Origin of the sequence: Kitasatospora purpeofusca, assembly GCF_000718025.1 — a bacterium.
Classification (GTDB): domain Bacteria; phylum Actinomycetota; class Actinomycetes; order Streptomycetales; family Streptomycetaceae; genus Kitasatospora; species Kitasatospora purpeofusca.
In genome coordinates this window covers 45159-70002 of record NZ_JODS01000023.1, presented here as the reverse complement: position 1 = coordinate 70002, position 24844 = coordinate 45159, and the positions used below count along the sequence as shown (strand labels likewise).

Sequence of the window (24844 nt, the reverse complement as noted above, 5' to 3'; positions counted from 1 at the left end):
CTCCTCCCCTTCCTCGATCGCTCAGCGCCGGGCCCCGGCGGGCCAGAGCACCTGGACGGGAACGCCCAGCCGCCGCGCGTGGGCGACCACGTCCGCAGTCCCGCCGAAGCCCCGGGCGGGCAGGCCGTCCCAGACGGCGATCAGCCGGTCGACCTGGCCGACGAGCAGCTCGCTCCCGGCCATGTGGGCTGCCTCGTCGGACTCCGCCCGGCCGGTGCGGTGCTGCTCGGAGGCGTCCCGGAGGAGACGGTCGTAGACCGGGTGGTGCCACTCCGGCAGGCCCTCGCGGTACCGCTCGGCGGGGACGACCACTTCGAGCCGGGCACCCCGGTCGAGCGCGAGCTCGGCGATCCACGCGTCCGGCCCGTCCGCGATGCAGGACACGACGGTGAGTTCGGACGTGTCTTCGCCCGCCAGTGAGTCGGCCAGCAACTGTCGGACCTTCCGCTCCAGCTCGGCGTCCAACCCCCGGTGCCCCGTGATCCCGATCCGCATCGTGCTCCTTCCTAGAGGTGGACGCCGTGCAGCCGCTCGTCGAATTCACGGACGGCCTTGGACGGCGAGGACGTGCTGAACGATCTCCGCAGGGAACGGCCTCTTTCGACGATCCGTCCCGAGCGGTACTGGAGACCGATCTCCAGGGCTTGGCCGCCGAGCGCGAACGCCGCCTCGACCTGCCCCGCGGCCAGGTGGCCCGCCGCCACATCCATGAACAGCAACGCCCGCTGTTTCGCGTGACCGGTGGCGGCCGGGGAGTGGACGCCCTCGGACGTCCATGCGGAGAGCCCCAACTTGGCGCCACAGTTGACGCGGACCGCGGCGATCTTGGATTCGTCGAAGGTGAACACCCAGGGCCAGGGCGGTCGTTCCCCGTCCGAGCTGCCTTCGATCACTGCCCGGCTCCGCGTCAACGCGCGATCGGCGCTGCGCCGATCGCCCGCAGCGGCATGTCCCAGGGCCTCGACCGACGAGAGCCAGGCGTCGGCGATCGGCGGAGAGTCCGGTTCGAGGCACCTTCGAGCGCTTCGTGCAAGGCTCAGCGCTTGGACGGCGTTGCCGGAGTGCGCTTCGAACTGGGCGAGACTTCCTGACTGGTAGGCCGTGAGGAGTGGGTTCGAACTCGACCGGGCCGCCTTGATCGCGGCCCCGTAGAACGAACGCGCCGAGCCGTGGTCGCCCATGTCCCAGGCCAGCCAGGCCGCCAGGCTCGCGGCCTCGCTCGCGACACCGGCGAGTCCGATCCGTGCGGCTTCGGTCGGCGCTGTGCGCATGAGTCCCTGAATCAGCCGCAGATGCGCGTGCACGGCCTCGGCCAGCTCGCGGGAGGGCGTCGATCCGTCCAGCCTCCGGTACGAGGTTGTGGCGAGCCGGAGCGCCGACGCCTGCGGCTCGGTCTCGTCCATGACGTGGTCGACGACGGCGAGAACGGGCACGGTGACGGCGATCGACGCCGCCGCGCCCAGGAACTGACGCCTTTTCACGTTCTCGCCTCCCTTCGTCGTCCGCGTCGGCGGGCCGGCCAGGCCCAGCACGGCCGGCGGGATCTCCAGATGTCGTGAGATCCGCAGCAGGACGTCCATGGCGTACGGTCCGCTGCCGCGCTTCTCCAGCCGGGAGACGGCCGACTGCGACAGTCCGCACGCCGTACCCAACTGCAGTTGGGTCAGCCGCCGGTGGATTCGGGCCAGTTCGACGACCTTGCCGTAGTTCCCGGTCCGGGACGCTTCCCGGACCACGACCGAGTTCCAGTTCACCAGCCCACCCAAAGCTACGGGCCCACCCGGGGCCGGTGACGCGCTCCGATGCGGCGCCCGCATACGCGTATGCGGGCGCCGCATCATCGATCGTCCCACACACGTGACCAGTTGTTGACTGTCGGTGACAGGTCGCTCTGTTCGACGCGCGGCCTCGCACCGGCAGCAATCCTGCCCCGTCGACGTGGAGGCGTTCATGGTGGTCAGCCCGCTCAGCAGTGCCCGGTTCCCGGTTCCGCTGGAATGGGGGGCGCCGCCGGCACCGGAGGCGGTGCCGGCGGCGCGGTGGCTGGTGGGGGCGATCGTGCGGGAATGGGGTGTGCCGCTCGCGGACGACGCCCTCAGGGACCTGGAGCTGTGTGCCAGTGAGGTGATCGCCAATGCGCTGTTGCACACCGGGGACCGCTGCGTCGTAACGGTGTTGCGGCGGCTGGGGCGCCTGAGAGTTGAGGTGACCGACCGGTGCCCCGCGCTCCCGAGGCGGGAGCGCGGGGCCGAAGCGACCAGTGGGCGCGGGCTGTTGCTGGTGGAAGCCCTGGCCGTTGCGTGGGGCTGGTACCCCGAAGGCCCGGGGAAGGTGGTCTGGTTCGAGGTCTCCGAGCAGCACGAAGCGCCGTGCCCCACGCATGGGTGGGGCACGGCGCTCGGCCTCGTGTTCAGCTCGCCGGTGGCGTGCTGAAGGCGTCCAGGATTCTGTCCGCCGCCAGCGTGGCGGTCATCGTGCCTTCGCGCACCCGGCGCTCCAGCTCCGGGACCAGGCGGCCCACCTCGGGGTGGGAGTGGAGTCGGGCGAGCAGCTGGTCGTGGACCATCGCCCAGGTCCACTCGACCTGCTGGTCGCGGCGCTTGGCGGCCAGCGCGCCGGTCGCGTCCAGCACCTTGCGGTGCTGCTGGAGGCGCTCCCAGAGCACGTCCAGGCCGCCGCCGTCGCGGCCCGAGCAGGTGAGCACGGGCGGCGTCCACGGCGCGTCGGGGGCCTGCAACAGCCTGAGCGCGCCAGCGAGTTCGCGGGCGGCGGCCTTGGCGTCGAGTTCGTGCGGGCCGTCGGCCTTGTTGACCGCGATGACGTCGGCGAGTTCCAGGACGCCCTTCTTGATGCCCTGCAACTGGTCGCCGGTGCGGGCCAGGGAGAGCAGCAGGAAGGAGTCGACCATGCCGGCCACGGTGGTCTCCGACTGGCCGACGCCGACCGTCTCGATCAGCACCACGTCGTAGCCCGCCGCCTCCATCACCAGCATCGACTCCCGGGTGGCCTTGGCCACCCCGCCGAGGGTGCCGGAGGTCGGGGACGGCCGGACGAAGGCGTTCGGGTCCACCGCCAGGCGTTCCATCCGGGTCTTGTCACCCAGGATCGAGCCGCCGGTCCGGCTGGAGGTCGGGTCGACGGCCAGCACCGCGACCTTGTGGCCCTGCGCGGTGAGCATGGTGCCGAAGGCGTCGATGAAGGTCGACTTGCCGACCCCGGGCACCCCCGTGATGCCCACCCGGACCGCCCCGCCGGAGTGCGGCAGCAGCCTCGTCAGCAGCTGCTGCGCCAGCGCGCGGTGGTCGGGCCGGGTGGACTCGACGAGGGTGATGGCCCGCGCGATGTACGCGCGCGAGCCCTCCCGTACACCCGTCGCGTAGCTGTCGAGGTCGATCGTCCGGGGCGGCATCCGACCCGGGCCTCAGATCTCGTGGCCGAGGTCGGCGGCGAGCGACTTGAGGAGGTCGTAGGCGGCCTCCGGGATCACCGTGCCGGGCGGGAAGACCGCCGCGGCGCCCGCCTCGTAGAGGGCGTCGAAGTCCTGCGGGGGGATCACCCCGCCGACCACGATGGTGATGTCCTCGCGTCCGGCGGCGGCGAGTTCGGCGCGCAGCGCGGGCACCAGGGTGAGGTGGCCGGCGGCGAGCGAGGAGACGCCGACGATGTGCACGTCCGCCTCGACGGCCTGCCGGGCGACCTCGGCCGGGGTCTGGAACAGCGGGCCGACGTCCACGGTGAAACCGAGGTCGGCGAAGGCGGTGGCGATCACCTTCTGGCCGCGGTCGTGGCCGTCCTGGCCCATCTTGGCGACCAGGATGCGCGGGCGGCGGCCCTCGGCCCGCTCGAACCGCTCGACCAGTTCCCGGGTGCGCTGCAGGGGGGCGGAGGCGCCCGCTTCGTCTCGGTACACACCGGAGATGGTACGGATCTGGCCCGAGTGGCGGCCGTACACCTTCTCCAGGGCGTCGGAGATCTCGCCGACGGTGGCCTTGGCGCGGGCCGCGTTCACGGCCAGGTGCAGCAGGTTGCCGTCGAGCGAGCCGCCGCGCGAGGGCCCGGCCTCGGCGGCCCGGGTGAGCGCGTCCAGGGCGGCGCGGGTGGCGGTCTCGTCGCGCTCCGCGCGCAGCCGGCGCAGCTTCTCGATCTGGGCGGCGCGCACCGCGGAGTTGTCGACCTTGAGCACGTCGATCTGCTCGTCGCTCTCCACCCGGTACTTGTTGACGCCGATCACCGGCTGGCGGCCGGAGTCGATCCGCGCCTGGGTGCGGGCGGCGGCCTCCTCGACCCGCAGCTTGGGGATGCCGGCGTCGATCGCCTTGGCCATGCCGCCGGCCGCCTCGACCTCCTGGATGTGCTGCCAGGCGCGGTTCGCGAGGTCGTGGGTGAGCTTCTCGACGTAGGCCGAGCCCCCCCACGGGTCGATGACCCGGCAGGTGCCGGACTCCTGCTGCAGCAGCAGCTGGGTGTTGCGGGCGATCCGGGCGGAGAAGTCGGTCGGCAGCGCGAGCGCCTCGTCCAGCGCGTTGGTGTGCAGCGACTGGGTGTGGCCCTGGGTGGCGGCCATCGCCTCCACGCAGGTGCGGGCGACGTTGTTGAAGACGTCCTGGGCGGTGAGCGACCAGCCGGAGGTCTGCGAATGGGTGCGCAGCGACAGCGACTTGGCGTTCTTCGGGTCGAACTGCTTGACCAGCTTGGCCCAGAGCAGCCGGGCCGCGCGCAGCTTGGCGACCTCCATGAAGAAGTTCATGCCGATCGCCCAGAAGAACGACAGCCGGGGGGCGAACGCGTCCACGTCCAGGCCGACGTCCAGTCCGGCGCGCAGGTACTCGACGCCGTCGGCCAGGGTGTAGGCCAGCTCCAGGTCGGCGGTGGCCCCGGCCTCCTGGATGTGGTAGCCGGAGATGGAGATCGAGTTGTACCGGGGCATCTTCTGCGAGGTGTACGCGAAGATGTCGGAGATGATCCGCATCGAGGGCTGCGGCGGGTAGATGTAGGTGTTGCGGACCATGAACTCCTTGAGGATGTCGTTCTGGATGGTCCCGGCCAGCTTCTCCGGCGGCACCCCCTGCTCCTCGGCCGCCACGATGTACAGCGCCAGTACCGGCAGCACCGCGCCGTTCATGGTCATCGAGACGGACATCCGGTCCAGCGGGATGCCGTCGAACAGCTGGCGCATGTCGTAGATCGAGTCGATCGCCACGCCCGCCATGCCGACGTCGCCGGTGACCCGCGGGTGGTCGCTGTCGTAGCCGCGGTGGGTCGGCAGGTCGAAGGCGACCGACAGGCCCTTCTGGCCGGCCGCCAGGTTGCGGCGGTAGAAGGCGTTGGACTCCTCGGCGGTGGAGAAGCCGGCGTACTGCCGGACCGTCCACGGCTGGTTGACGTACATCGTCGGGTACGGGCCGCGCAGGTACGGGGCGATGCCCGGGTAGGTGCCCAGGAAGTCCAGGCCGGCGAGGTCCTCGGCGGTGTACAGCGGCTTGACGCCAATGCCCTCGGGGGTGTCCCAGAGCTGCTCGTCGACGTCCTTGCCGGTGGCCTGCCGCCAGGCGGCGCGCCACTGGCCCTCGGTGGCGGTGGCCGTGGCGCTGCTGGTGGTGGCCGTGGCGTCCGGACGGTCGGCGGAGGCGCCGTCGGCGTCCGGGTCGAGCCCGATCGCGGTGAAGTCGGGGATCATCGGGCCACTCCGATCTCGTCGAGCAGGGAGGTGAGGACGGCGACGGCGTCGCCGCCGGCGAAGACGAAGCCGTCCACGTCCGCGGGCGGGTTCTCGCCCGGGCGGCCGGCCAGCAGGACGCGTCGCGCGCCGGCCGCCTTGAGCGCGCCGGCCACCGCCTCGGCGTGCTCGCCGTACAGGGCGTCGCTGGAGCAGAGGCAGGCCACCGCGGCGCCGCTCGCGGCGAACGCCTCGGCGAAGGCCGCCGGGTCGGTGCCCTCGTGCGCGGTGGTGGCGATGCCGCCGGCCTGGAACAGGTTGGCGGCGAAGGTGGTGCGCGCGGTGTGCGCGGAGGCGGTGCCGATCGACGCCAGGAACAGCGCCGGGCGCCCGCCGGTGGCCGCGAGGTGTGCGTCCGAGCGGTCGCGCAGTGCCTCGTAGGCCTCGGCGCGCCGCACCGTCGGCAGTCCGCCGCCGGGGCCGGCCGGGGCCGGCTCGCGGACGAGCGCCTGCTCGCCGAGGTTGGGGAACTCGCTGACGCCGGTGACCGGTTCGCGCCGCTTGGCGAGCCGGACCGAGCGCTCGGCCCAGGTGGCGGCGATCCGCTCCTCGACCAGGCCGGACTCCAGGGCGGCGCGCTGGCCGCCGGCCCGCTCGATCTCCTGGAACCACGCCCAGGCGGCGTGGGCGAGTTCGTCGGTCAGCCGTTCCACGTACCAGGAGCCGCCGGCCGGGTCGACGACCCGGGCCAGGTGCGACTCCTCCAGCAGGATCGCCTGGGTGTTGCGGGCGATCCGGCGGGCGAAGGCGTCCGGCAGGCCGACGGCGGTGTCGAACGGCAGCACGGTCACCGCGTCGGCCCCGCCGACACCTGCGGCCAGGCAGGCGATGGTGGTGCGCAGCATGTTCACCCACGGGTCGCGGGCGGTCATCATCACGTCGGAGGTGACGGCGTGCTGGCGCTGCGCCGAGGCGGCCGGGGTGGCGCCGGAGGCCTCGGCCACCCGGGCCCAGAGCCGGCGCGCGGCGCGGAGCTTGGCGATCGTCAGGAACTGGTCGGCGTCCGCCGCGTAGCGGAACTCCAGCTGGCCGAGCGCGGCGTCCACGGAGAGGCCGGCGGTGGTGAGCGCGCGCAGGTAGGCGACGCCGGTGGCGACCGAGGCGCCCAGCTCCTGGGCGGGCGAGGCGCCGGCCCCGTGGTACGGCAGGGCGTCGACGGCCAGCGCACGCACGCCGGGGAAGCCCTCGGCGCAGCGGGTGGCGAGCGCGGCGGCCTCGGCGAGCAGGGCGTCGGTGCGCGCGGCGTCGCCGGTGCGGGCCTGGAGGCCGAGCGGGTCGGCGCCCAGGGTGGCGACGGCGGAGCCGGGGGAGACCTCGCGCTCGCGGTACAGCGCGAACAGCTGCTCGGCGGCGGCGGGGAACTCGGCACCCGCGTCGAGGACCACGCCGGCCAGGTCGAGGTAGACACCGGTGAGCGCCTCGCCCAGCGCGGTGACCGGCAGGCCCGCGCCGCCGAGCTCCAGCCAGAGCGAACCGCCGCCGTGCTCCAGGTCGGCCAGTGCGGCCTGGTTGGTGCGGCGCGGATCGGGGTCGCTGTGCCGCTGGCGGACGTCCCAGCCCGAGACCGAGGCGCCCTGCGGCCGGGCGCCGCGCACGAACGGCGGGAAGCCGGGGAGGCCGGGGTCGGCCGGGGCGTCCTCGGCGGTGTACAGCGGGCGGGCGCGCAGCCCGTCCTGGAGCGCGGTACCGAGCGCGTGCTCGGCCGCGGCGCCGTCCTCGGGCTGCGCCCCCGCCTTGCGGAGCACACCCTCGACGAGGGTCTGCCACTGCTCGCGGTGGGCGGCCGGGAACTCGGCGGCCAGGGGAAGCCCTTCGGGCGGGACCGTCATGCCCCGCAGGTTAGCGCCCGTGCGCGGGGGCGCAGGAGAGGCGAAGGGTGTGACCTTGCCCTCTCTGTGCACTCTGTTGCACTACCGGTGCCACCAGGGGGTTGTGAGGGGGTGCGCGAGGGCGCTCGTGAGGGGGTTGTGAGGGGGTGCGGGCCCGGCCGGGGCGGGCGGACCCGGTGGCTGTCCGCAGGCGGCTTGCGCAAGCCCGGCGGTTATCTACTAAATTGCTTAGGAGAACGCGGGTGGAGCGGGCGCGCACGCCCGGCGCACGCCGGCCTGCCCTTTCACCCGCCCGTGTTCACCCCGTCCGCTCCATTCGCTCTGTTCAGTCCATTCACCCCGTTCGGTCCTTCCGGCCCGGACTTCGCCCCTTCTCGCCGCCAGGAGACCGCACACCATGGGAAAACGCCGCAAGCCCAGCCCGCCCGGCCGGGCCCGTCTGGCGGTCCTCACCACCGCGATGGCCGGCGGCGTCGTCCTCACCGCGGGACCGGCCCAGGCCGAGCCGGCGCCGGGCCTCGCCACCGTGAAGGAGGAGGTCGACCGGCTCAACGAGGAGGCCGAGCAGTCGATCGAGCGCTACAACGGCTTCCAGGAGAAGCAGCAGAAGCTCCAGGGCGAGGCGAGCCGGATCCAGGAGAAGGTGGCCCGGGGCCAGGACGCGATGAACGAACTGCGCACCCAGCTCGGCGCCGTCGCGGCCGACCAGTACCGCAACGGCGGCATCGACCCGTCCGTCCAGCTGATGCTCGACTCCGACCCCGGCGCCTACCTGGCCCGGGCCGCCGCCCAGAACCAGGTCGTCGACTCGCAGGCGGCCCTGCTGCGCCAGGCCCTGGCCGAGCAGCGCCGGCTCGACCAGGACCGCGCCGAGGCGACCGCCACCCTCGCCCAGCTCGACCAGGCGGCCACCGCGCTCGCGGGCGAGAAGAAGGCGGTCCAGGACAAGCTGGCCAAGGCCCAGGCGCTGCTCAACAAGTTGAGCGCCGCCGACCGGGCCAAGGTCAACGCCCAGGAGCCCGCCGCCACCCGCGCCTCCCGCTCCGCCGCCGAGCGGCCCGCCTTCACCGGCCCCGTCTCCGGACGGGCCGCCGCCGTGGTCCAGTTCGCCTACTCCGAGCTCGGCAAGCCGTACGTCTGGGGCGCCACCGGCCCGTCCGGCTACGACTGCTCCGGCCTCACCGGCGCCGCCTACCGCGCGGCCGGGGTCCAGCTGCCGCGCGTCTCCCAGGCCCAGTGGAACGCCGGCGCCCGCATCGCCCGCGCCGACCTCCAGCCGGGCGACCTGGTCTTCTTCTACGGCGACCTGCACCACGTCGGCCTCTACATCGGCGACGGCAGGATGATCCACGCTCCGCGCACGGGGAAGAACGTGGAGGTCCTCCCGATCTCCGCCATGCCCTACGTCGGCGCCGTCCGGCCCTGAGGCACGGCCGCACCCCTGGCGCCGGTGCCACCCCCGGCGCGCTACGGGTGCGGGGCGCAGGCCAGCAGATAGGGGAGGAGCGGGGCGGCGAGGGCGGCCAGCCGGTAGGCGGGGGCCGGGGGCGCGGGGGTCCGGGCGAGGCGCCGTACCCGGGCGAGCACGCCGGTGGACGCGGCGGCGATGCCGGCCGGTCCCGCCCCGCTCCCGGCGGTGGCCAGGGCGTAGAGCGCGCCCGCGAGTTCACCGGGGGTCACCCGGGCGAGCGCGGCGTCGTCGGCCGCCATCTCCAGCAGCAGCGCCACCTCGGTCCGCCCGAGCCGGGCCAGCGGGAGCCGGCCGAGGAGGAGCGCGAAGGTGTCGGCGGCGAGCAGGACCAGGTGGTGGCGTCCGTGCAGGTGCCCGTGCTCGTGGGCGACGGCGGCGGCGAGGCCGCGCTCGTCCAGCAGGTCGACGGCGCCCCGGGTGGCCACCACCCGGGCCCGGCGGCCGGGCAGGCAGTAGACGGCGGGCCGGGGGTCCTCCAGGACGAGCAGCCGGCGCCCCCGGTCCCGGGTGGCCACCAGGTCGAGCGTCTCCCGGTGCCGCCGCCGGGCCAGGGCGGCCCGCGCGGCGAGCACGGCGGTGACCGCCGCGACCGCGCCGGCGGCCGCGACCGGGGCCCACCAGTCGTGGGCGTGCGGCGCGACGGCCGGCTCCAGGTGCGGGAGCAGGCCGACGAGCCCGGCCGGTTCGTGTCCGAGCGGCGCCACCAGGTGGTGGGCGGCCAGCAGCAGTCCGGTGCCGAAGGAGGCCATCAGCGCGAGCCAGACGGCGGCGCCGAGGGCCGGCCGGGACTGGAGGCGCGGCGAGCCGGCCAGCCGCCTCGGGAGCAGGACGCCGACCAGGAGCAGGTGGAGCGCCAGCAGGGCCAGGGTCACCGGTCGTCGCCCCGCGCCTCGCCCCGCGCCTCGACCTGTGCCAGGGCGGCGCGCAGGGCCGTCGCCTCGTCGCCGCTGATCCGGTCGACGAAGTGCAGCAGGGCCCCGGCGCGGTCCGGGCTGGTCTCCAGCGCCTGGTGCATCAGCTGCGCGGTGTACGACTCCCGGGTGCAGGTCGGCTCGTAGACCCAGGCCCGGCCGACCTTGGTCCGCCGCAGCCACTCCTTGGTGTGCAGGATGTCGGCGACGGTGTTGACGGTGGTGTAGGCGACGGGGCGCTGCCGCTGCAGGTCGTCGACGATCTCGCGCACGGTGGCCGGCCGGTCCCAGGACCAGAGCCGGTCCATGATCTCGGCCTCCAGATCGCCCAGTCCGCGCAGCACCCGTCCGCTCCTCCGCCGTCCCGCCCCCGGGTCTCCTGTTCCTGTGCCCGGCGCCCGCCCATCGTACGGCCGCGCCCCGCCGCGAGGGCGGGGCCCCGGGCCCGGCGTCAGCGGCGCATCCGGCGGAGCAGGTCGGTGGCCGCCGCGGGCCAGTGCGGGTGCTCGAAGCCGAACCCGGCCGCCAGCAGCCGGCCCGGGGCCACCGCCCGGCTCTTCAGCAGCAGTTCGGTGTCCGAGCGGAGCGCGAACGCGCCCAGTTCGGCCATCCACCGGGTGGCCGGGAGCCCCACCGGGATGCCCTTGGCCCGCCGGATCGTGCGCATGAACACCCGCTGCGGCACCGGCGTCGGCGCGGCGAGGTTGACCGGTCCGGCGATGTCCTCCCGGTCGAGCAGGAAGCGGACCGAGCGGACCAGGTCCCGGTCGTGGATCCACGACAGGTACTGGGCGCCGCCGTCGACCGACCCGCCCAGGCCGGTCCTGGCCAGCCGCAGCAACTGGTCGAAGGCACCGCCCGCCTCCGGGCTCATCACCATGGCGCAGCGCAGCGCGACCCGCCGGGTGTGCGGGGTGGCCGCGTCGGTCTGCTCGCGCTCCCAGGCGCGGGCGATCCGCACGCTGCGCTCCCAGTACGCGGGGACGCCGGGCTCCTGGCCGCCGATGACGCCGGTGTCCTCGTCGTGCGGGGCGCCGTAGGTGTGGGAGTAGATGGTGGCGGTGCTCATCTGCAGCCAGACCCGGGGCGGGCGCCGGGCGCCCGCGATCGCACGGCCGACGGCCCGGGTGGAGTGCACCCGGGAGTCCATCATGTCGCGCAGGTTCTCCTCGGTGTAGCGGCAGTCGACGCTGCGCCCGGCGAGGTTGACGACGGCGTCGGCGCCGTCGATCGCGGCGGTCCAGCGGCCCAGCGAGCGGCCGTCCCAGAAGATCTCCTGGTCACGGCTGGGCCGGCGGGTCAGCACCACGACCTCGTGGCCGTCCTCGCTGAGCGCCCGGTCCAGGATGCGCCCGATCTGGCCGGTCCCGCCCGGTATGACGATCCTCATCGTTGCTCCCCCTCGAAACGATTGGTCGTGCGCACCCTAGCGGTCGACCTGAACGTGTTCAAAATGCCGGTGTCGCCAGCAGATGGCCGGAAATGTGTCCGAATCCGTGGAACCACCACCGCCGCTCACCCGACTGGTGGTCCGGATCCGATCGTCTGCTCGCCCAAGCTCGCTCAAGCTCGTTCAAGGAGTGCTCGCGCATGTGCGGAATCACCGGCTGGGTGTCCTTCCACCAGGACGTCCGCCACAGTGCCCCCGTCATCGAGGCGATGACCGCCACCATGACCCTGCGCGGCCCCGACGCCGGCGGCGTCTGGCTCGGCCGCCACGCCGCCCTCGGCCACCGCCGCCTCGCCGTCATCGACATCGACGGCGGCGCCCAGCCGATGCCCGACCGCCGGGACGAGCCCGGCGTCGTCCTCACCTACAGCGGCGAGGTCTACAACCACCACCAGCTGCGCGCCGAACTCCGCGCCAAGGGCCACCGCTTCGAGACCCGCAGCGACACCGAGGTGGTGCTCCGCGCCTACCAGGAGTGGGGCGACGCCCTCGTCGAGCGGCTGGAGGGCATGTACGCCTTCGCCGTCTGGGACGAGCGCGAGCAGCGCCTGCTGCTGGTCCGCGACCGGCTCGGCGTCAAGCCGCTGTTCTGGGCCGAGATCGACGGCGGCGTCGCCTTCGGCTCCGAGCCCAAGGCGCTCTTCGCCCACCCGGAGATCACCCCCACGGTGGACGCCGACGGCCTGCGCGAGGCCTACAGCCTGCTCTTCAACACCGGGCCGACGGTCTGGGCCGGCGTCCGCGAGGTCCACCCCGGCGCCCTGCTCGTCCTGGACCGCAACGGCGTCCGCGAGACCCGCTACTGGGAGCTCACCGCCCGCCCCCACACCGACGACCTGGACGCCACCAAGGAGCGGATCGGCGAGCTCGTCAACCGCGCCGCCCGCGCCCAGCTGGAGGCCGACGTCCCGCTCTGCAGCCTGCTCTCCGGCGGCCTGGACTCGACCATCGTCACCGCCCTGGTCGCCGACGAACTGCGCCTCCAGGAGGGCCCGGAGGCCAAGCTGCGCTCCTACGCCGTCGACTACAGCGACCAGGCCGAGCAGTTCACCGGCGACGTGCTGCGCACCGGCCACGACACCCCGTTCGCCGCCGAGGCCGGCGCGTTCATCGGCAGCGACCACTCCACCGTGGTGCTCGACCCGCGCACCCTGCTGGACCTCGAGCACCGCCGCGCCGTCGTCGTCTCCCGGGACTCGCCGATCGGCGTCGGCGACATGGACACCTCGCTCTACCTGCTGTTCGGCGAGATCCGCAAGCACTCCACGGTCGCGCTCTCCGGCGAGGCGGCCGACGAGGTGTTCGGCGGCTACCCGTGGTTCCACAACCCCAAGGCGCTCGCCGCGCAGACCTTCCCCTGGCTGCTGGTCACCGGGGACGAGGCGGCCATGCCGATCAACCCGGACCTCGCCGCCCACCTGCGGATCGCCGAGTTCCGCGACGACACCTACCGCAGCGCGCTGGCCGCCGTCCCGCACGCGGACGGCGAGAGCCCCGAGGAGCACCGCCAGCGCGAGATGCAGCACCTGTCGATGACCCGCTGGCTGCGCCAGCTGCTGCACCGCAAGGACCGCCTCTCGATGGCCCAGGGCCTGGAGGTGCGGGTGCCGTACTGCGACCACCGGCTGGTCGAGTACGCGTTCAACACCCCCTGGGCGATGAAGAGCTACGACGGCCGGGAGAAGAGCCTGCTGCGCGCGGCCGGCCAGGGCATCGCCCCGGACTCGGTGCTCTGGCGGCCCAAGAACCACTACCCGGCGACCCACCACGCCGACTACAACGGCGGGCTGCAGCGGCTCGCCCGCGAGGCGCTGGACGCGCCGCACGTGCGCGACATCGCCGACGAGACGGTGATCAAGGCCAGCCTGGACACCCCGGCCGACCAGCTGGAGTGGGGCCACCGGCTCCGGCTGGAGCGGGTCGTCGACCTCGCGCTCTGGCTGGACCACCACCGCCCGGCGCTCGCCGTCTGACGGACGGTCCGCCCGGTGGGGCCCGGCACGCGCGTGCCGGGCCCCACCGGCGCGTCCCGGCTAGGCTGCCGGGAGGCGAGGCGAGCGGCAGGAGGGCCAGGATGCACGACCCCCGGCACGGGCCACTGGTGACGATGCTGCTGCTGCTCACCGTGGTCACCGGGCTGGTCGACGCCGTCAGCTACCTCGCCCTCGGGCACGTCTTCGTCGCCAATATGACCGGCAATGTGATCTTCCTCGGCTTCGCCCTGGCCGGCGCGCCCGGCCTCTCCGCGCGGGCCTCGCTGGCCGCCCTCGCCGCCTTCCTGGCCGGCGCGCTCGCGGGCGGCCACCTCGCCCGGCGCCGCCCCGCCCACCGCGGGCGGCTGCTGGTCCTCACCGTGGCGGTCCAGTCGGCGCTGTTCGCCGGCTGCGCCCTCCTCAGCGCGTTCCTCGGCCACACCGCCGAACCGGTCCGCTACACCCTGATCTGCGTGCTGGGCGGCGCGATGGGACTGCAGAACGCGGTGGTCCGCGCGCTCAAGGTTCCCGACCTGACCACCACCGTGCTGACGATGACCCTCACCGCCCTGGCCGCCGAGCGGGCCGGCCCCCGCCGCCTGGCCTCGGCCGCCTGGATGTTCGCGGGCGCCCTGCTCGGCGCGGTGCTCGTCCTGCACGCCGCCGTCCCGGTCGCCCTCGCCGCCGCCCTCGCCCTCCTGCTCACCGTCGCCGCCCTCACCCACCACGCCTCCGGCCACCCCGCCGCGCCCTGGACCCGTCCCGACCCCGGCCGCTGACCGGCCGGCTCTCCCGGGATGCCCGGCCGGACTCAGGGGCGGGTCGCGAGGAAGGCGTCGAACTCGGCGCCGTACCAGCGGGTGGTGCGGCCCTGCGGGACCATGCCGAGGCGGCGGCAGACCGCGGCGGAGCGGTCGTTGCCGGGGCGGACCACGGCGTGGATCTCGGCGAGGCCGTCGGCGAAGCCCTTGGCGAGGGCTGCGCCGGCCGCCTCGGTGGCGAATCCGTGGCCCCAGGAGTCCGGGTGCAGGTGCCAGCCGACCTCGATCTCGCCGTTGCCGGTGCCGTCCTCGTCCGGCAGCGGGATCAGGATCACCGAGCCGACCACCACACCGGTGTCCTTGCGCTCCAGGGCCCAGATCCCGTAGCGGGGGTCGGCCGAGCGCTGCCGCCAGCGGTCGATCATGGCCGGTACCTCGGCGGGCGACTCCAGGACCCGAGGGGCGGCGCCCAGCCACCGGGCGACCTCCCAGCGCGCGTAGGTGTCGAACGCGCGCTCGGCGTCGGCGTGCTGCCAGAGGCGGGCGGTCAGCCGTTCGGTGCTGAACAAGGGCGTCTCCATCGGGTCTTCGAGGGTTCTCGGACGTCGTGTCAGTCGTCCTGCGGCTGGCTGGCGCGGCCGGACCAGCGGGGCTCCCAGTGGGCCCAGGAGCGTTCCCAGTCGCGGGCGGCCCGCCGGTCGAGGACGCGCAGCCGCAGGGTGAGCAGACCGCCGATCAGGGCGGCCAGGGTGGCGGTACCGGCCAGTCCGGTGCAGACCACCCCGACGGCCAGGCCGACCGCGGTGGCCGGGGGAGTGGCGGGCCGCCCGTCGTCGTCCACCCAGAGGGTGACGGTGGATCCGATGGCGGCGCTGCGCGGGGCCTCGACGGTGCCGGTGCGGGCCAGGCCGTCGGGGGAGGTCCAGGAGACCGAGGTGTCGACCCGCTTCTCGTAGCCGCCGCTCCACCGGCCGGCGCCGGTGTCCTCCGCACGGAGCCGGCCGAGCACGAGGGCCTCGGTGCGGTGCAGCCGGCCGCGTTCGGCCTCGGCGGTGCGCCCGGCGGCGCGGTGGCCGAGGACTGCGGCGGCGGCGATCCCGGCCAGGCCGAGCGCCAGGGCGAGGCCGGCGGCGAGCCAGGCGCGGCTGCGGGCGCGGTCGACCGGGCGGGCGAGGGGTTCGCGGGCCCGGACGGTGTGTCGGCGGCCGAGGGCGCGGCGCAGCGCGCGGCCGGCCCGCCGGGGCGGCGGCACGGTGCGGGCAGGGCGGGGTGTCCTGGACACGATGCGTGCTCCTCACGGCGGTCGGCGTGCGTGGGCCCCGTCGACTCCAATTTCCCCCGGCACCGCCCCCGGGCACAAGAGTCGGTCGGGCCGCCGGTGCGGGGGACTTCCGGTCCCGGGTCGGGTTCGGGGACCGGGACCTTCGTGCCGGGACGGGGACGTGCGCGCGGGGACCGGGACGTTCGCGCCGGGACGGGATGTTCGTGCCGGGACCGGGACGTTCGGCCCTCGGCGGGCCGGGGGTCGAGGGGGCAGGCTGGCACCGGCCGCGCCCTCCGTGCCGGGGGCGCGGTGGTCCGGCCCGCTGTGGGGGCTCGCCGGGCCGCCGTGCAGGGCGGGGGACGGGGTTCGGGGCCGTCCCCCGCTCGCGGCGTTCCTGGACCGGTCCTGGCCGGGCGTCAGCCGGTCGATGGCCGGTCGATGGCCGGTCGGCACGACGTTTTCCCAGCTCAGCGCCGTATTCTCGCGAGATATACACTCGGTGTATATCCCTGGTGTATGTTCCTCCCATGAGTGTTCCCCTCACCCTTCTCGGGCTGCTGGAGCGCGAGCCGAGCCACGGCTACGACCTCAAGCGCGACTACGACGCCTTCTTCGGGCGCGGCAAGCCCCTGCCGTACGGTCAGGTCTACTCCACGCTCGGCCGACTGGCCCGGGACGGCAAGGTCGTCGCCGGCGAGGCCGAGCCCGGCGACGGGCCCGAACGCAAGCGCTACGTCATCACCGAGGCCGGGGTGACCGAGTTCGAGCACTGGCTCGGCGAGCCAGTCGCCCCCGAACCCACCCTCCAGTCGGTGCTGTTCACCAAGGTCGTGCTCGCCCTGCTGCTCGGCCGCGACGCCGAGGCGTACCTCGACACCCAGCGCGCCGCCCACCTGCGCCGGATGCGCGAGCTCACCGAACTGCGCCGCACCGGCCCGCTGGTCGACGCCCTGCTCGCCGACCACGGCCTCTTCCACCTGGAGGCGGACCTCCGCTGGATCGACCTCACCACTGCCCGCCTGGACGCCCTCGCCGCGGAGGTACGCGCATGAGCCCCCTGATAGAAGCCCGCGACATCGAACTCGCCTTCGGCGAGACCCCCGCCCTGCGCGGCGCCAGCCTGGCCGCCGAGGCCGGGGAGGTGCTCGCCGTGATGGGCGCCAGCGGCTCCGGCAAGTCCACCCTGCTGCACTGCCTGGCCGGCATCCTCGTCCCCGACGCGGGCGAGGTGCACTTCGACGGACAGCGGATCGACCGGCTGGACGAGAACCGGCGCAGCGCGTTACGGCGGGACGCCTTCGGCTTCGTGTTCCAGTTCGGCCAGCTCGTCCCGGAACTGACGGCCGAGGAGAACATCGCCCTGCCGCTGCTGCTCGGCGGCGTCCGCCGGGCCGCCGCCCTCGCCGAGGCCCGGCCCTGGTTCGCCCGGCTCGGCCTCGACGGCCTCGGCGGCCGCCGCTCCGGCGAACTCTCCGGCGGCCAGGCCCAGCGGGTCGCGCTCGCCCGCGGCCTGGTCACCCGCCCCCGGGTGCTCTTCGCCGACGAGCCGACCGGCGCGCTGGACTCCCTCACCGGCGAGCAGGTCATGGAGCTGATGGTCGGCGCCGCCCGCGAACAGGGCACCACCGTCGTCCTGGTCACCCACGAACCCCGGGTCGCCGCCTACGCCGACCGCGAGGCCGTGGTCCGGGACGGCCGGGCCCGGACACTCTCCACCGGGTCCGCGCCGGTCGCGGCGGAGCGGGTCGCCCCGTGATCGCCTTCGCCCTGCGCCTCGCCGTCAGCGGCGGCCGCCAGGCCGCCGCCCGGCTGCTCACCATCACCGCCGCCACCGCCGTCGGCGTCGGCCTGCTGCTCTCCACACTCGCCGCCGTCAACGCCGTCGGAGCCACCAACGAACGCGTGCTCTGGGCCAACAGCGGCGCCAAGAGCCGCACCGAGAGCGCGGCCGTGGACCCGCTCTGGTGGCGCGACCACGGCCCCGAGTTCTACGACGGCAAGCGGCTGCTGTTCATCGAGGTCGCCGCCACCGGTCCCACCTCGCCGGTCCCGCCGGGCCTGACGAAGCTCCCCGCGGCGGGCGAGTACTACGCCTCGCCCGCCCTCGCGAAACTGATCCGCGAGACGCCGGCCGACCAACTGGCCGACCGCTTCCCGGGCCGGCTCGTCGGCGAGATCGGCAAGGCCGCGCTCACCTCCCCGGACTCCCTGGTCCTGGTCGGCGGCCAGGACCGGACGGCCCTCGCGGCCCGCCCCGACGCCCGACCGATCACCACCATCGCCGACCGGCTCCCGGCCTGCCACGCCGACTGCCCGGGCACCGGCGTCCGCGGGGACGCCATGACGCTCATCCTCTCGGTGGTCGCGGGCGCCCTGCTCTTCCCCGTGGTGATCTTCATCGGCACGGCCACCCGGCTCTCCGCCGCCACCCGCGAGCAGCGCTACGCCGCGATGCGCCTGGTCGGGGCGACACCCCGGCAGATCACCCTGATCGCGGCCGCCGAGTCCACCGTCGCCGCCGTGGCCGGCACCGTCCTCGGCTTCGGGCTCTTCCTGCTGCTGCGCCCGCTGGTCGCGGACGTCCCGTTCACCGGGGACCGCTTCTTCCAGGACGACCTTGTCCTCACCGTGCCGCAGGGGCTGGCGGTACTGGTCGGCGTCCCGGTGGCGGCGGCCGTCGCCGCCCGGCTCGCCCTGCGCCGGGTCACCGTCTCCCCGCTCGGCGTCAGCCGCCGCACCACGCCGAAGCCGCCGTCCGCCTGGCGGGCGGCGCCGCTGGTGGCCGGGCTCGCCGAACTCGCCTGGTTCGTCGGCCGCCGCCCGGACACCACCAACGGCCAGACCGCCGCCTATCTGACCGGCTTCCTGGTGGTCATGCTCGGCCTGGTGATCGCCGGCCCGTGGCTGACCATGGCCGTGGCCCGCCTGGTCGCCGCCCGGACGAGCCGCCCGGCGACCCTGATCGCCGTGCGCCGGCTCGCCGACGACCCCAAGGCCGGGTTCCGCTCGGTGGCCGGCCTGATCCTGGCCCTGTTCGTCACCACCGCCACGGTCGCCATCATCGGCACCATCGACACCAACCGCGGTGTGCTCAGCGGAGATCCGCAGACCCGGGTCGCGGTGGAGCACGGCGCCATGTCCGGCGAGCCGCCGATGACCGATGCTGTCCCGGACCGGGTCCTCGCGGACGTGCGGGCCGTGCCCGGCTTCCGGGGCCTCGCCGTCGCCCATGCCAACCCGGACGGCCTGGCCCGCGACCCCTCGGTGCCCAAGGACTTCCCCCCGCCCGTGCTGGCCCTCTGCTCCGACCTCGCGCAGGCCCCGGTGGTCGGCCACTGCGCCCCCGGTGCCGAGGTCGCGGCCGTCGAGCCGTTCGGCTTCCTGGACCTGGTGTCGCAGGAGGCCACCGAGTGGCCGACCGCGCCGATCACGGCGGAGGCCGCCGCCCGGCTGCCGGTGCAGTCCCTCTATGTGACGACGGACGGGGCGACGGTCACGAAGGAGCGCGTTCGCACGGTGCTCAGCCGGGCCTTCCCGGACTACCACGCCCGGATGGTCCAGGACTGGGGCTCCACCCAGCAGCAGGAGCTCGCCGGCTGGCGGCAGCTGGCCGACGTGGTGCTGCTCACCACCCTGCCGATCGCCGGCTGCAGCCTGGCGGTGAGCGTGGTCGCGGGTCTGTCCGACCGGCGCCGGCCGTTCGCGATGCTCCGGCTCACGGGGGCGCCGCTGCGGATGCTGCGGGCGGTGATCGGCCTGGAGAGCGCGCTGCCGCTGCTGGTGGTGGCGGCCCTCGCGATCGGGACGGGCTTCGCCGCGGCCGCGATGTTCCTCAAGTCGCAGATGGACTACGACCTGGTGTCGCCCGGCGGGGTGTTCTTCGGCCTGGTGCTGCTCGGGCTGGTGTCCTCGCTCGGGATCATCGCCTCCACGCTGCCGCTGCTGAAGCGGATCACCGGCCCGGAGGCGGCCCGCAACGGCTGACCTCCGGCCCGGTGCGACGCGTGGGCCCGGCCGGAGCCGCGTGAACCCGGCCGGACAAGCGCGAACCCGGCCGGACAAGCGCGAACCCCGCTCCCTCGAAACGGGGGAGCGGGGTTCGCGTGCGTGCGTCCCGGCCACTTTGCAAAGCCGCTCCGCACTTTGCAAAGTGGCGGGCGACTTTGCAAAGTGCGGGGAGTCACCCGGGCGGACCGGCGCCGGGTCAGTCCCGGACGGCGTACGCGTGCGTTCCCGGCCGGGGCGCGAAGCCCAGTTCCGCCCGCCAGGCGCCCAGCACCAGCCCGGACGGGTAGAACATCGGCTCCGGCAGCGCGTCCAGCGGCAGCCGCTCCCAGCCGCCGCAGGAGTGCGGCTCGGTGACCACCGCTTCCGCGAGGCTCGGCGGGGCGAGCACCGCGGCGGTGAGCCGGGGGCGGCCCAGCTCGTGGTCGAGCAGCAGCGCCAGCACCCGCATCTCCTCGGCGGGGAGCACGATGCCGGTCTCCTCCGCGAGCTCGCGCGCGGCCGTCCGCTCGAAGGACTCGCCGGGGTCGACCTTGCCGCCGGGCAGGCTCCAGGTCGGCGGCTCGCCGGCCGTGGTGCGGCGGCCGATCAGCACCCGGCCGTCCCCGGTGGGCACGATCACTCCGGCGCCGAGCAGCGGTGCGTGGGTCACGTCGGGGTTCCTCCGAACGGGCGACAGGGCGACGGTGCGGCAGGGGCGGTGGGTCCGGCAGGGGTGGTGGGTCCGGCAGGTGCGGCAGGACGCCGCGGTGACGCGACGCCCTGCCGGACGGCTACCAGGCGGAGCGGTCGAAGTCCTTCAGGAAGCACCCGAAGAGGTCCTCGCCCTGCTCGCCGCGCACGATCGGGTCGTAGACCCGGGCCGCGCCGTCGACCAGGTCGAGCGGGGCGTGGAAGCCCTCCTCGGCGAGGCGCATCTTGTCCGGGTGCGGGCGCTCGTCGGTGATCCAGCCGGTGTCGACGGCGGTCATCAGGATGCCGTCGGTCTCGAACATCTCCTGCGCGCTGGTACGGGTGAGCATGTTCAGCGCGGCCTTGGCCATGTTGGTGTGCGGGTGGCCGGCGCCCTTGTAGCCGCGCCGGAACACGCCCTCCATCGCCGAGACGTTGACCACGTACTTGCGGCGGGAGGCCGAGGCGGCCATCGCCGGGCGCAGCCGGCTGATCAGGATGAACGGCGCGGTGGAGTTGCAGAGCTGCACCTCCAGCAGCTCGACCGGGCCGACCTCGTTGACGGTCTGCACCCAGCTGTTGGTGTCCGCGAGGTCCGGGACCAGGCCGCCGGCGTCGATCGCCGTCCCGGCCTGGATCCGCTCCGGCGTCGCCGAACCGGTGACCAGGGCGAGCGAGGTGACGTCCTCGGCCGAGATCCGCTCGGCGCTGTCCGAGGCCTGGTGCGGCAGCGCGGGCAGGTCGACGCTGCCGCTGTTGAACCGGCCGATGGTGGTCGACTGCGGCAGCTCGCCGGCCGGCAGCGGCGCCGACTCGGCGGCGACCAGCTCCCGGTAGGACTCCGGCGGGCGGCGCACGGTCTGCGCGGCGTTGTTGATCAGGATGTCCAGCGGACCGTCCGCGGCGACCTCGTCGGCCAGCGCCATCACCTGGGCCGGGTCGCGCAGGTCGATGCCGACGATCTTCAGTCGGTGCAGCCACTCGGCGCTGTCCGGCATCGCGGTGAAGCGGCGGATCGCGTCGTTGGGGAAGCGGGTGGTGATGGTGGTGTGCGCGCCGTCGCGCAGCAGCATCAGCGCGATGTACATACCGATCTTGGCGCGGCCGCCGGTCAGCAGCGCGCGCTTGCCGGTCAGGTCGGCGCGGGCGTCGCGCCGGGCCCGGTTCTTGGTCGCACAGCCCTGGCAGAGGTTGTGGTAGAACGCGTCGACCTCGATGTAGCGCTGCTTGCAGATGTAGCAGGAGCGGGGGCGCTCCAGGATCCCGGCGATCTCCGTGGTGGTGACGGTGGTCAGGCCGAAGGCGCCGGCCGTCTCGTCGTCGATCCGGCTCGGGGCGCCGGTCGCGGTGCGCGCGGTGACCTCGCGGTCGTTGGCGGTCTTGCGGGCCCGGGTCTCCTGGCGGCGGCGCTGCTTGAGGGTGCGGAATATGCCGCCGACGGCCTGGCGGACGGTGATCGCGTCCGGGTGGTCGACGTGCAGCTCGTCCAGCTCGGCCAGCACCTCCAGGCAGAGCCGGAGCCGCTCGGGGTCGAGGCCGGGGCCGTAGTCGATCTCCTCGATGTCCTCGTCGCCCCGCCGCTGCCCGCTGTCCACGCCCGCTGTTGCCGTCGATCCCGCCGCCATGCCTCTGCCGTTCCCGCTCGCCTCGCCGATCACGGCGTCCGCCGCGTCTACCGCGTGAATGCTACGGGAGCGGCCCCGGCCGGGGCGAAAGCCCGGGATTTGGAGGATCCTCCATATCTACGCGCGAAGCTTTGATCATGGCTTGTACGCAGCCCCAGCAAACGGCGGCCAGCTGGCGTTTGTCCTACCGGTACCGGAGAATCGAACGTTGGGTGCAGGGGCGCCCGAGTGCGCCCTGCGGCCGTGCCGCACCCGCACCCGAGGTGTAATTTCTCCCAGCCAGAGAGCCCCGTTTCATGCGCTTCCTGAACGACCTCATGCCCTCGTACGACCTTACGTACGACGACGTATTCATGGTCCCCAGCCGATCCGCCGTGGGCTCCCGCCAGGCTGTCGACCTGTCCTCCAACGACGGCACCGGCACCACCATCCCGCTGGTCGTGGCCAACATGACCGCCATCGCCGGCCGCCGGATGGCCGAGACCGTCGCCCGCCGCGGCGGCCTGGTCGCCATCCCGCAGGACATCCCGACCGAGGTCATCGCCGAGGTCGTCGGCTGGGTCAAGCAGCGCCACCTGGTGCACGACACCGCCATCACCCTCGACCCCGGCGCCACCGTCGCCGAGGCGCTCTCGCTGCTGCCCAAGCGCGCCCACGGCGCGCTGGTCGTGGTCGAGGACGGCCGCCCGGTCGGCGTCGTCACCGACTCCGACTGCCAGGGCGTCGACCGCTTCACCTCGCTCGCCGAGGTGATGTCCCGCGACCTTCTGCTGCTCGACGAGGGCATCGACCCGCGCGACGCCTTCGACAAGCTCAGCGAGGCGCACCGCAAGCTCGCCCCGGTCGTCGACGCCGACGGCCGCCTGGTCGGCCTGCTCACCCGCAAGAACGCGCTGCGCGCCACCCTCTACACCCCGGCCGTCGACGCCGCCGGCAAGCTGCGGATCGCCGCCACCGTCGGCATCAACGGCGATGTGGCCGGCAAGGCCAAGGCCCTGCTGGAGGCCGGCGCCGACACGCTCGTCGTGGACACCGCGCACGGCCACCAGGAGTCGATGATCAGCGCGCTGCGCGCCGTGCGCGGGCTCGACCCGCAGGTCCCGATCGTCGCGGGCAACGTCGTCTCCGCGGCCGGTGTGCGCGACCTGGTCGAGGCCGGCGCGGACATCCTGAAGGTCGGCGTCGGCCCGGGCGCCATGTGCACCACCCGGATGATGACCGGCGTCGGCCGCCCGCAGTTCTCCGCCGTGCTGGAGTGCGCCGCCGAGGCCCGCCGCCTGGGCAAGCACGTCTGGGCCGACGGCGGCGTGCGCCACCCGCGCGACGTCGCGATGGCGCTGGCCGCCGGCGCGTCCAACGTGATGGTCGGCTCCTGGTTCGCCGGCACCTACGAGTCGCCCGGCGACCTCCAGACCGCCGCCGACGGCCGCCAGTACAAGGAGTCCTTCGGCATGGCCTCCAAGCGGGCCGTGAGCAACCGCACCGCCCAGGACTCCTCGTACGACCGTGCCCGCAAGGCGCTGTTCGAGGAGGGCATCTCGCACTCCCGGATGTTCCTCGACCCGGCCCGCCCGGGCGTCGAGGACCTCATCGACTCCATCGTCGCGGGCGTGCGCAGCTCCTGCACCTACGCGGGCGCGGCCAGCCTGGAGGAGTTCCACGAGAAGGCCGTGGTCGGCATCCAGAGCGCGGCCGGCTACGCCGAGGGCAAGCCGCTGCACTCCAGCTGGGCCTGATCACCGCCCGGCGCGCGTCGTGTCGGTGGCCGGTCTGCTCCTCGCCACGGGGAGCAGACCGGCCACCGGCGTTCCGGGCACCGGTGCGGCGGCGGTGGGCGCGCCGCCCACCGCGGGCTCCCGCAGGCCCAGCGGCAGGAGCAGGGCGCGGCCGAGCAGCCCGACCGCCCCGTCCAGCGCCGCCGCGCACGCCCGCGCCGCCGCCGGCCGCCCGCGCAGCCCCCAGAGCAGCTGCACCGAGCCCCAGGCGGCCTCCCGCGCGGTGCCGACCGACCACGCCCCGATCCGGTGCGTCATCGGCTCCAGCCGCTCCAGCACGTCGGGCCCGGGCATCAGCTGCTCGCGCACGGCCGTCTCGACCTCCGCCAGCAGACCGTTGATCCGGTGGTAGTCGTCCTCCAGTTGCTCCGGCTCGCGGCCGAGCCGCAGGCAGGTGTCGACGACGGCGAGCGGCAGGTCGTGCTGGATGTGGGCGTTCATCCCGGCCAGCGCGAACTGCAGCGGGTGCACCTCCGGGTCGGCGCGCTGCTCGAACAGCGGCCGCCAGCAGGCCGGTGGCCGCCGCCCCGCCGCGACCGCGTCCACCGCCAGCAGGTAGCGCCCGGCGAAGAGCACGTCCAGCTCGGCCACGGCGGGCGGATCGGTGAACCCGCCCAGTCCGGTCCGGACGCCCTCGGTGACCGTCAGATACATCCGGTTGAACACCGCCACCCCGTCGGTGGGCGGGAGTCCGGCCGCGATCGCCCGCAGCCGCCGGACCACGCCGTCGATCCCCCGTGCCCCGTCCGGGCTTCCTGTGGGCACCCCGACCATCCGTCACTCTCCGATGTCGATCGTGTATTGATCGCATCATCGTGACAGCAGTGGGGGGGTGTCGCACCGGCGCCGCGCCTCAGCCCAGGTCGTACTCCAGGACGTACGTGTGCCGGCCCTCCTCGTCCACCTCCAGCTCGAACACCCCGGTGATCCCCGCCAGCTCGCCCGCGCCCGTGCCCGCGACCACCCGGATCGCCAATCGCTCGCCGTGGCTCCCCGGCGCCGAGTGCTGCAGCACGAACGACCCCTGCCGCCCGTCCAGCGCGCCCGTGAACCGCTCCACCGCCACGTACGCGGCCGGGCCGCCCGCGCCGTCCAGCACCGACAGCATCCGCACCACGCTCGCGCCGGTCAGCCCACCCGTGAACTCCTTGGTGAGCCGGACGCGGCCGAGCGTCGCGCCCGGCTGCTCGTCCGACTCCTCCGGCTCGAACGCCGTCACCTCGAAGGCCCCACTCGCCCTGCCGCCCATCGCACCGTCCCCTCGACGAAAGCCCGTGCGCCCGGCCGGTACCGACCGCGGACCCACCCTCGCACGCACCACCGACAACCGCCCCGGAACGGCCGGCGGGGCCGGCGGATCGGCGGGTCAGCGGGTCGGCGGGCCGACGGGGG

Annotated in this window: 22 protein-coding genes; 8 read left to right on the top strand and 14 right to left on the bottom strand. The window is 74.3% G+C overall.

Annotated features, from left to right (window positions below):
• Positions 1–21: 21 nt before the first annotated feature.
• Complete coding sequence (locus tag IF01_RS0128375; protein ID WP_030396411.1) at positions 22–495, bottom strand: hypothetical protein; 474 nt, start codon at positions 493–495, stop codon at positions 22–24.
• An 11-nt stretch (positions 496–506) separates the two neighbouring features.
• The gene (locus IF01_RS42390; RefSeq protein WP_030396410.1) at positions 507–1754 is read right to left on the bottom strand and encodes a helix-turn-helix domain-containing protein; all 1248 of its coding nucleotides are present in this window, start codon (positions 1752–1754) and stop codon (positions 507–509) included.
• Positions 1755–1950: 196 nt separating this feature from the next.
• On the opposite strand from IF01_RS42390, the gene IF01_RS44370 reads away from it, so the two are divergent.
• The gene (locus IF01_RS44370) at positions 1951–2433 is read left to right on the top strand and encodes an ATP-binding protein (RefSeq protein ID WP_051756386.1); all 483 of its coding nucleotides are present in this window, start codon (positions 1951–1953) and stop codon (positions 2431–2433) included.
• Here IF01_RS44370 and meaB read toward each other — a convergent pair.
• From meaB to IF01_RS0128350, 3 genes are read right to left on the bottom strand one after another with little or no spacing between them, the layout of a single operon-like run.
• Positions 2411–3409 (bottom strand): methylmalonyl Co-A mutase-associated GTPase MeaB, encoded by a 999-nt coding sequence (meaB, locus tag IF01_RS0128360; RefSeq protein ID WP_030396408.1) that lies wholly within the window; start codon positions 3407–3409, stop codon positions 2411–2413. The genes IF01_RS44370 and meaB overlap by 23 nt on opposite strands.
• 12 nt (positions 3410–3421) lie before the next feature.
• Positions 3422–5677, bottom strand: coding sequence for a methylmalonyl-CoA mutase (gene scpA / locus IF01_RS0128355; RefSeq protein ID WP_030396407.1), 2256 nt, complete (start codon positions 5675–5677; stop codon positions 3422–3424).
• Positions 5674–7545 (bottom strand): methylmalonyl-CoA mutase family protein, encoded by a 1872-nt coding sequence (locus IF01_RS0128350; protein ID WP_030396406.1) that lies wholly within the window; start codon positions 7543–7545, stop codon positions 5674–5676. Before IF01_RS0128350 ends, scpA begins: the two co-directional genes overlap by 4 nt.
• Before the next feature lie 397 nt (positions 7546–7942).
• Here IF01_RS0128350 and IF01_RS0128345 point away from each other — a divergent pair, with 397 nt between their 5' ends.
• Positions 7943–8971, top strand: coding sequence for a C40 family peptidase (locus IF01_RS0128345; RefSeq protein WP_030396405.1), 1029 nt, complete (start codon positions 7943–7945; stop codon positions 8969–8971).
• A 41-nt stretch (positions 8972–9012) separates the two neighbouring features.
• Here the strand turns inward: IF01_RS0128345 and IF01_RS0128340 are convergent, their stop codons facing one another.
• The 3 genes from IF01_RS0128340 to IF01_RS0128330 form a co-directional block, all read right to left on the bottom strand.
• Positions 9013–9888: a M48 family metalloprotease gene (locus IF01_RS0128340; protein WP_030396404.1), complete on the bottom strand. Its 876-nt coding sequence runs from the start codon at positions 9886–9888 to the stop codon at positions 9013–9015.
• The gene (locus IF01_RS0128335) at positions 9885–10268 is read right to left on the bottom strand and encodes a BlaI/MecI/CopY family transcriptional regulator (protein ID WP_030396403.1); all 384 of its coding nucleotides are present in this window, start codon (positions 10266–10268) and stop codon (positions 9885–9887) included. Before IF01_RS0128335 ends, IF01_RS0128340 begins: the two co-directional genes overlap by 4 nt.
• A gap of 110 nt (positions 10269–10378) precedes the next feature.
• The gene (locus IF01_RS0128330) at positions 10379–11317 is read right to left on the bottom strand and encodes a TIGR01777 family oxidoreductase (protein WP_030396402.1); all 939 of its coding nucleotides are present in this window, start codon (positions 11315–11317) and stop codon (positions 10379–10381) included.
• Between the two features lie 200 nt (positions 11318–11517).
• On the opposite strand from IF01_RS0128330, the gene asnB reads away from it, so the two are divergent.
• Positions 11518–13350 (top strand): asparagine synthase (glutamine-hydrolyzing), encoded by a 1833-nt coding sequence (gene asnB / locus IF01_RS0128325; protein WP_030396401.1) that lies wholly within the window; start codon positions 11518–11520, stop codon positions 13348–13350.
• A 101-nt stretch (positions 13351–13451) separates the two neighbouring features.
• Positions 13452–14129 (top strand): YoaK family protein, encoded by a 678-nt coding sequence (locus IF01_RS0128320; RefSeq protein ID WP_051742103.1) that lies wholly within the window; start codon positions 13452–13454, stop codon positions 14127–14129.
• Between the two features lie 32 nt (positions 14130–14161).
• On the opposite strand, the gene IF01_RS0128315 is transcribed toward IF01_RS0128320, so the two are convergent.
• Both IF01_RS0128315 and IF01_RS44365 read right to left on the bottom strand, forming a co-directional pair.
• The gene (locus tag IF01_RS0128315; RefSeq protein ID WP_244215652.1) at positions 14162–14680 is read right to left on the bottom strand and encodes a GNAT family N-acetyltransferase; all 519 of its coding nucleotides are present in this window, start codon (positions 14678–14680) and stop codon (positions 14162–14164) included.
• Positions 14681–14721: 41 nt separating this feature from the next.
• The gene (locus tag IF01_RS44365; RefSeq protein WP_157855374.1) at positions 14722–15393 is read right to left on the bottom strand and encodes an Rv1733c family protein; all 672 of its coding nucleotides are present in this window, start codon (positions 15391–15393) and stop codon (positions 14722–14724) included.
• 509 nt (positions 15394–15902) lie between these two features.
• Here IF01_RS44365 and IF01_RS0128305 point away from each other — a divergent pair.
• Genes IF01_RS0128305 through IF01_RS0128295 form a run of 3 tightly spaced genes read left to right on the top strand, consistent with a single transcriptional unit; the run spans position 15903 to position 19359 of the window.
• Positions 15903–16427, top strand: a complete 525-nt coding sequence (locus IF01_RS0128305; protein ID WP_030396397.1) for a PadR family transcriptional regulator — start codon at positions 15903–15905, stop codon at positions 16425–16427.
• Positions 16424–17131: an ABC transporter ATP-binding protein gene (locus IF01_RS0128300; RefSeq protein ID WP_030396396.1), complete on the top strand. Its 708-nt coding sequence runs from the start codon at positions 16424–16426 to the stop codon at positions 17129–17131. The genes IF01_RS0128305 and IF01_RS0128300 overlap by 4 nt, the downstream gene beginning before the upstream one ends.
• On the top strand, positions 17128–19359 hold the full coding sequence (locus tag IF01_RS0128295; protein ID WP_030396395.1) for an FtsX-like permease family protein: 2232 nt from the start codon (positions 17128–17130) through the stop codon (positions 19357–19359). The genes IF01_RS0128300 and IF01_RS0128295 overlap by 4 nt, the downstream gene beginning before the upstream one ends.
• Before the next feature lie 220 nt (positions 19360–19579).
• Here IF01_RS0128295 and IF01_RS42380 read toward each other — a convergent pair whose 3' ends face one another.
• Both IF01_RS42380 and IF01_RS0128285 read right to left on the bottom strand, forming a co-directional pair.
• On the bottom strand, positions 19580–20032 hold the full coding sequence (locus IF01_RS42380) for a nucleotide triphosphate diphosphatase NUDT15 (protein WP_051756380.1): 453 nt from the start codon (positions 20030–20032) through the stop codon (positions 19580–19582).
• A gap of 121 nt (positions 20033–20153) precedes the next feature.
• Positions 20154–21677 carry an SDR family NAD(P)-dependent oxidoreductase gene (locus tag IF01_RS0128285; RefSeq protein WP_078880375.1) on the bottom strand — a complete coding sequence of 508 codons (1524 nt, stop codon included), beginning with the start codon at positions 21675–21677 and terminating at the stop codon, positions 20154–20156.
• Positions 21678–21973: 296 nt separating this feature from the next.
• On the opposite strand from IF01_RS0128285, the gene IF01_RS0128280 reads away from it, so the two are divergent.
• Positions 21974–23413 carry a GuaB1 family IMP dehydrogenase-related protein gene (locus IF01_RS0128280; protein WP_030396392.1) on the top strand — a complete coding sequence of 480 codons (1440 nt, stop codon included), beginning with the start codon at positions 21974–21976 and terminating at the stop codon, positions 23411–23413.
• Here the strand turns inward: IF01_RS0128280 and IF01_RS0128275 are convergent, their stop codons facing one another.
• Positions 23414–24217: a DUF5995 family protein gene (locus IF01_RS0128275; protein ID WP_341845508.1), complete on the bottom strand. Its 804-nt coding sequence runs from the start codon at positions 24215–24217 to the stop codon at positions 23414–23416. It lies immediately after the preceding gene.
• Positions 24218–24305: 88 nt separating this feature from the next.
• Positions 24306–24701: a DUF3224 domain-containing protein gene (locus IF01_RS0128270; protein ID WP_030396390.1), complete on the bottom strand. Its 396-nt coding sequence runs from the start codon at positions 24699–24701 to the stop codon at positions 24306–24308.
• Between the last annotated feature and the right edge of the window lie 143 nt (positions 24702–24844).